The following is a 6,370-nucleotide window of genomic DNA, read 5'->3' as shown; positions in this document are numbered from 1 at the left end:
AAAAGAAGATGTATGTCGGCGGGGAAAAATCCAAACATGAAACGGCGAAAGTGCGGCATAAGGAATAAAAGCAACAAAGTGTTTGCTCTCGAAAACTATTCTCTCCTGAGCTTCCATTTCCTGCGCTAAAGTTCGACAAAATATACATTCTCCCATATCATCAAAAAACCGGATCGCTTCTTCTATCCGGATACGAATTTGGGAAGGTACAATTGGTGTAGCGGTAATTTGTGAGTGAGGATGTTCCAGGGATGTTCCCGCCTCTTGTCCGTGATTTTTGAAGATCACAATTGCCTCAATGCGGGGGTCTTTTCTGATATCCCTATATCTTTGACGGTACACATTCAAAATATTGGCAACATCTGGGATGCTAAGCAAAGCAATAGTGATATCGTGGCGGGGATGTTCGATCACTACTTCGTGGATTCCCACTCCCGACATAGAGCGATAAATCCCCTCTGTTTTCCTGACTCTTTCTCCCAGACAAGAAAGCGCGGGATATTTGTTTGGCACTACCCGTACTCTCCATCCCCGATCGTCGCTCAAACACAATAATTCAATTTCTGGGGTGCGATGCTCGTTCCCAAAACAAAAAGGGCAATCTTCTTTATAGCACGGTATTGGCGGCGCTTCTGTTCTGATAGCTGCAAATTGGTCGGGTCTTTTTGCTCTTTCGGTAGCGATGATTACCCAGTCTCTGGTAATGAGGTTTTGTCTTAGTTCTGGCATTTTACTTGCGCTTCCTTTTTGATAAAGATAGAATAAAAAAATGATAGAATGCACTGAATTTTAATTAAATTTAGCCAAAATTGGCTATAAGAGCAATTGAGTAAACTAAGAAACCGGGTTTCTTTGGGCTGTAACAACCAAAGATCGGCCTTTTGAAGGAAAGAAACCCGGTTTCTCACGGTAGTTTTACTCTCCCCCTGTTTCAGTCCGATCGCACTTCTGCTTTCATGGCAATATCGATAATAGTACCGTCATATGAATCAACCTAGAGAATCCGATGCCGTTCTTGGCGGTCAAAATCCAGCCCCAGCTAGTGCAGTTGTTTTGGGAGGTTTGGAAGGCGTAAAAAGGCGCTTGGCAAGCCCAGATATAGAGCAACAAATAACAGCACTAAAAGAGGCGTTTAATTATGGGGAAGCTGGTTTAGATTTGGCACTCCAGGTTTGGAAAGGAGAATTAGGGCAGCTGAAGTGGGCTGCTTACCCGCTACTCTACCAAAGAGAAGAACCAAAAGTAAAACAAGCGTTACAAGATTACATTCCCTATAATTTTTTTAACTGCATTCGCACTCTAGAAGGGCATAGAGACTGGGTTGCTTCTGTTGCAATTAGCCCGGATGGGCAGACGATCGCTAGCGGTAGTTACGACAAATTTATCAAATTGTGGGATTTGTCAACCGGACATTTTCAAACTACGCTTAAAGGGCATTCAAACTCAGTTCGTTCCCTTTGCTATAGCCCGGATGGTCTTAGATTGGTTAATAGTGATGGAGAAAACATTCATGTGTGGAACTTGCAGACAAAACGGCTTCAAACTATCCTAAAAGGACATTCAAAGTTTGTTCATTCTGTGGGTTATAGCCCAGATAATCTTACCATAGTTAGCGGTAGCAGCGACAATTCTATCAAAGTGTGGAATTTACAGACAGCAGAAGTTATTCGCACTTTCAAAAAGCATTCCAACGCTGTTTATTCCGTCTGCATAAGCCCGGATGGAAAAACTATTGTCAGCGGTAGTAGAGATAACACCATTCAAGCTTTCCATTCCTACACAGGACAGTTTCGTTTCCCCACCATAAAAAACCATTTACATCCGGTTCGTTCTATCTGCATAAGCCCGGATGGAAAGACTTTTGTCAGCGGCAGTGAAGACAAGACTATTAAAATATGGGATTTACAGACAGGTAAAGAAATTCGTACCCTTACGGGACATTCAAACTGGGTTAGTTGCGTTACCATTAGTGCGGATGGGCAAACGATCGCTAGCGGTAGTTGGGATAATACTATCAAACTGTGGAATTTGCAGACAGGTCACCTTCTTTGCACCTTAAAAGGGCATTCAAAAGTGGTGAATTCAGTTGCGATTAGCTTAGATGGCAATACAATTGTCAGCGGCAGTAATGACAAAACTATTAAAGTGTGGGGCTTGCGATCGCAAAATTCGCCCAGCGTGCTATAGCCGATCGCACTTCCACAAGGCATAATACAGAGAGTAGTACAAGCATAAAACTGCAATGGCATTCAATTGCGATCGGCCCAGATCTGATGATGTCGTTTTGGGCAATCAAACTCCCAGCCCAATTACTGCCGCCGTTTTGGGCGGACTGACCGGCGTTAAGCACCGTCTGGCAAGTCCTCTTGTAGAAACAAGAATAGCAGCACTTCATGAAGCGTTGAAGTATGGCGATGCAGGCTTGGATTTGGTAATTCTAGCTTTGAAAGATCCGTTTTGGCAAGTGCGAAAAGTTGCCGATCGACTACTGCAAAACCAACCAGAACCAAAAGCCAAACAAGCTTTACAAGAAAAATTTACTAACCGCTACGATACTTTTGTGGCAATGGCTAAAAACGGTAGCGTTTCCGATGTGGATTTTCTGATGGAAGCGCTGGAAGTTGATGAGAACACAGCTACTTACAAACTCGTTGATTTTGTGCTGGGTTTGGTGAACACTGCTCGCGGAAAAGATAGAATTAAGTACTATTTGTTTAATGGCACGCAGATGCAGCGGAATTACGCGGCGCTGTTCTTTAAGCGAATTAAAAATCGAGATGTTTTGACTGAAGCTGTTAAACTCGGTTGTATCGATCGCGTGCAAGCATTTTCAAAGTAGACTGTTATATCCAGGGGCTAGGGGCTAGGGGCTAGGGGCTAGGGGAAAGAGGGAGAGGGAGGAGGGAAAGGTGGAATTAAGAAGATCCTAATTGCCTTGGCTATTGCTATATTTCGTAGGGTGGGTTAGGCACGGGCAATAAATTCAGCGCTTTCCACCAATAATTAACGAACCGTGCCGTAACCCACCATCTGCCTTATCTGTAACATAAAGAATATTTTTCACCATAAAGCCGAAAGAGCCAACTAGGCTTTCCCAACTAATACTTTCAATAGCATACCGTTGGGAAAGCCTATTATCGCTAGTGCAGCACGGCAGAAGTAACCCACCAGATCGGAAGTTCTTGAATGCCTCACGCTCAAAGGACTTTTGACTTTTGACTTTTGACTTTTGACTTCCGCATAGCGGTACTACACCCACTTTGCCACAACTACCCGCACTGTACCATCTTCTAGGGTTTCTTCTTCTTCAACATTGAAACCTTGCTCTTGCACAGTTGCCATCAAAGTTTTGTGTGCATATTTTTGAGAAATTGAATTAATAAATTGTTTTTGATTAATCTTCGCTCCCCAAAAATCTGCCACTAATTCGTAGCCTTCGCTTTCTGTGTTGTAACGAAAGCCCAAATCGTAGCCGTTTGACTGACGGATCGTGTACTCTGCCTGAGTGCGATCGCCATTATATCCTCTCACATAAGTGTTGCGTTCTACCTGATATCCCAACTCCTGCAATACCTCATGCAAAACTTCGCCATTCTTGATTTGGACTTTGATTGTCGTGAAATGAGACATAAAATTTTCCTTGGGAAATTTCAAATTTGAGGTTGAAGATTTCAAATTGAAAGAAATGTGTTTCATTCAATCTGATATCTGAAATTTGCCATCTGCCATTCGCTAACAGCGATCGCGCCAGTACCATCCGAATTGTACCATAGAATTTCCAATTGAAAATTGCAGATATCAAATTTGATATCTGCAATCTGCCATCTGCAATTCTCTTACACCCAGCGTGCTACTAAGACGCGAATCGTACCATCTTCTAAGGTTTCTTCCTCTTCAACGGTGAAGCCTTGCTCCGGTACTGTTGCCATCAGCTGATGATAGCCATAACGTTGAGTTAGCTTGTTCAACCATTGTTGAGAATACTTGTAGGCGCGATCGTATGAAGAAATCACAGCTTCATAAGTGCCATCATCTTGCTGTTTGAAACCGATATCGTTGCTAGCAGCGCCCAAGTGCTGGCGGCGAATCACAACTTCTGCCGTTTCCTGACGTAAATCGCCCTCAAAACCGTAAAGACGCTGCGCTTCTGCGTGGATTTCAACCTTATCTTTGAATCCCAGATCTTCTAACGCCATCACCAGAGCGTTTACATCTCTTAACTCGGTTTTGATAGCAGTAAAGTGCGACATGAGTTTAACTCTCCTAAGTTAATTTCAAATTTGAGATTGCAGATTTCAGATTTAATTAGATTTGAAATTTGAGATTGCAGATTTCAGATTTAATTAAATTTGAAATCTAAAATTTGCAATTTGCAATTCTCCTTCAATCTACTTCCAACGAGCCGATATCTTTTTTGAGCGTGAATCGTTTCAATTCCTCCATTAATCGAGTATCGTTAGAAGCAGTTCTGGCTCCCGCTTCAGCAGCCCAGAGTTTCAATTCGTCGATTTGGTGACGGGCGATCGCAGCCAATGGCACTGTCTCCTCAATCGATCGCAAAATATCCAAAGTGGTGAAATCTTGCCTTTGTCCAAACGCACGATACATCGCATCTACAATTACTTGCTCGATTTCCGCACCGCTGAAATTTTTGGCGCTTCTCGCCAACATTGCGAAATCGAAGTCGCGCATCCGACTGGGGCGCAAGCGCTGCAAATGCACTTTAAAGATTTCCATGCGTTCGGCTTCTGTAGGCAAATTCAAAAAGAAAATTTCATCAAATCTGCCCTTTCGCAACAATTCCGCAGGCAAAATTCGCACATTATTCGCCGTCGCCACAATAAACACCGGCGTCGTTTTTTCCTGCATCCAGGTAATCAAACTACCGAATACGCGCCGAGAAGTTCCCGAATCGCCATCGACGCCAGAGGCGATATTGCCAAACGCTTTATCAATTTCATCAATCCACAAAACGCAGGGCGCGATCGCTTCCGATATTTGAATCATTTGTCGCACGCGGCTTTCGCTTTCGCCGACAATTCCGCCAAACAATCTCCCCGTATCCAAACGCAACAAAGGTAAGCGCCATTCGTGGGCGATCGTCTTAGCAGAAAGCGATTTTCCAGTACCTTGAATTCCCACCAATAAAACCCCTTTAGGATTGGGAATACCGTAGCGTCTCGCATCTTCGGTAAACGCATCTTGACGCATCCGCACCCACTGCTTGAGATTTTCCAATCCGCCAACAGTTTTTAGAGATTCCGTGGTTTTGTAAAATTCTAAGATTTCCGTTTGGCGAATTGCCTGCTTTTTTTCATCCAGTACGGCATCAATAACTGTTTCATCTACTTTTTGTTTCTCCCCAATCAAAGCTTTCGCCAATACGCGCCTAATTCTAGCTCGACTCAATCCCTGACAAGCTTTAACTAATTGTTCTTTAGCTAATCCGCTCACCTTCAGATTTTCTGGTTTTACTAGAGAGTTAATCAGGTAATTAATTTCATGCACATCTGGCAAAGGGAAGTCAATCACCGTTGTTTCTTCCCTCAACTCCACTGGCAATTCTAAAGTGTGAGCGGTCAGAATTAAAGTTTGGCGACTGCGCTTTAGCGATCGCGCCAAATTCCGCAACTCCCTCACCACCGGCGCATTTCTATCCGTATAGGGAAATCTCAAAATCGGGTGCAAATCCCGCAGCACAAAAATAGTCGATTCCTGCTCATTTTGTTTTTGTTTAGCAGCTTCTTGGTCGCTTACCTTGGCAATGCGAGTTAACGCTCCCATTGCCGAGCCTTTATCCGCGCCGTTGTCATTCCAACCGCGCACAATATCCCAAAACAATAGTTTGCGCTTACTTCCACGTTCGGCTACTTGATGCAGCACTTCTTCCACTGGTTCTTCTTCAGCGGCGACAATGTACAGCAGCGGGTAAAGCGCCCGAATCATTAAATCCAGCTGTTGCACCAATGCTGCATGAGGAGCATTTTGTCCGCCTAAAACGGCAGAAGATGCTTCTGGTTGCTGGGGATTTTTACTCATTTCTCCTTCCCTTGACGCGATCGTTGACCCCGCACGCTGCTCCTGTGTAATACAATAATACATCTTTTTGTAGTATTACACAACCAACGCGATTACTCGCATTGCATACTTGATTTAGCTTAGCTTCACTTGGATAGAGTCGGTACGCCCTGTAAAAAAGCTCCACTTAACAGCAATACTGTTTGCGGATCGAGTTCGCCGTTCGCTTTCAAACCTTCAGCCTTCTGAAAACTCAGGATAGCTTTTTTCAAGTCGCCAAAAGACTGCGCTGTCTGCAAATACCCCAGCCGATGCAGATAATCAGCCGCTTGAGGGGGAGTTAAGTAGAGAT

General features: G+C 43.9%; 8 protein-coding genes. 2 read left to right on the top strand and 6 right to left on the bottom strand.

Annotated features, from left to right (window positions below; all coding sequences use genetic code 11):
• Positions 1 to 729 (bottom strand): DUF4931 domain-containing protein (locus tag H6S82_RS13890; RefSeq protein WP_347339498.1); only part of this gene is annotated, 729 nt, incomplete at its 3' end.
• Between the two features lie 255 nt (positions 730 to 984).
• Here H6S82_RS13890 and H6S82_RS13885 point away from each other — a divergent pair.
• Entirely contained in the window at positions 985 to 2,187 is a 1,203-nt protein-coding gene (locus H6S82_RS13885; protein WP_190461784.1) for a WD40 repeat domain-containing protein, read from the top strand.
• Positions 2,188 to 2,242: 55 nt separating this feature from the next.
• Positions 2,243 to 2,839 carry a hypothetical protein gene (locus H6S82_RS13880; RefSeq protein WP_190461786.1) on the top strand — a complete coding sequence of 199 codons (597 nt, stop codon included), beginning with the start codon at positions 2,243 to 2,245 and terminating at the stop codon, positions 2,837 to 2,839.
• A 410-nt stretch (positions 2,840 to 3,249) separates the two neighbouring features.
• On the opposite strand, the gene H6S82_RS13875 is transcribed toward H6S82_RS13880, so the two are convergent.
• The 5 genes from H6S82_RS13875 to H6S82_RS13855 form a co-directional block, all read right to left on the bottom strand.
• Entirely contained in the window at positions 3,250 to 3,630 is a 381-nt protein-coding gene (locus tag H6S82_RS13875; protein ID WP_190461788.1) for a DUF1257 domain-containing protein, read from the bottom strand.
• Complete coding sequence (locus tag H6S82_RS13870) at positions 3,575 to 3,802, bottom strand: hypothetical protein (protein ID WP_191056323.1); 228 nt, start codon at positions 3,800 to 3,802, stop codon at positions 3,575 to 3,577. Before H6S82_RS13870 ends, H6S82_RS13875 begins: the two co-directional genes overlap by 56 nt.
• 34 nt (positions 3,803 to 3,836) lie before the next feature.
• The gene (locus H6S82_RS13865; protein WP_190461790.1) at positions 3,837 to 4,250 is read right to left on the bottom strand and encodes a DUF1257 domain-containing protein; all 414 of its coding nucleotides are present in this window, start codon (positions 4,248 to 4,250) and stop codon (positions 3,837 to 3,839) included.
• 133 nt (positions 4,251 to 4,383) lie between these two features.
• Positions 4,384 to 6,039 (bottom strand): AAA family ATPase, encoded by a 1,656-nt coding sequence (locus H6S82_RS13860; protein WP_190461792.1) that lies wholly within the window; start codon positions 6,037 to 6,039, stop codon positions 4,384 to 4,386.
• A gap of 125 nt (positions 6,040 to 6,164) precedes the next feature.
• A partial coding sequence (locus H6S82_RS13855; protein WP_191056322.1) for a peptidoglycan-binding domain-containing protein occupies positions 6,165 to 6,370 on the bottom strand: 206 nt, incomplete at its 5' end.

The sequence above is a fragment of the Planktothrix sp. FACHB-1355 genome (assembly GCF_014748295.1).
GTDB classification, from domain to species: Bacteria; Cyanobacteriota; Cyanobacteriia; order Cyanobacteriales; family Aerosakkonemataceae; genus Aerosakkonema; species Aerosakkonema funiforme_A.
Note: the sequence above shows the minus strand (reverse complement) of the source record. Positions and strands in the feature narration are given on the sequence as shown.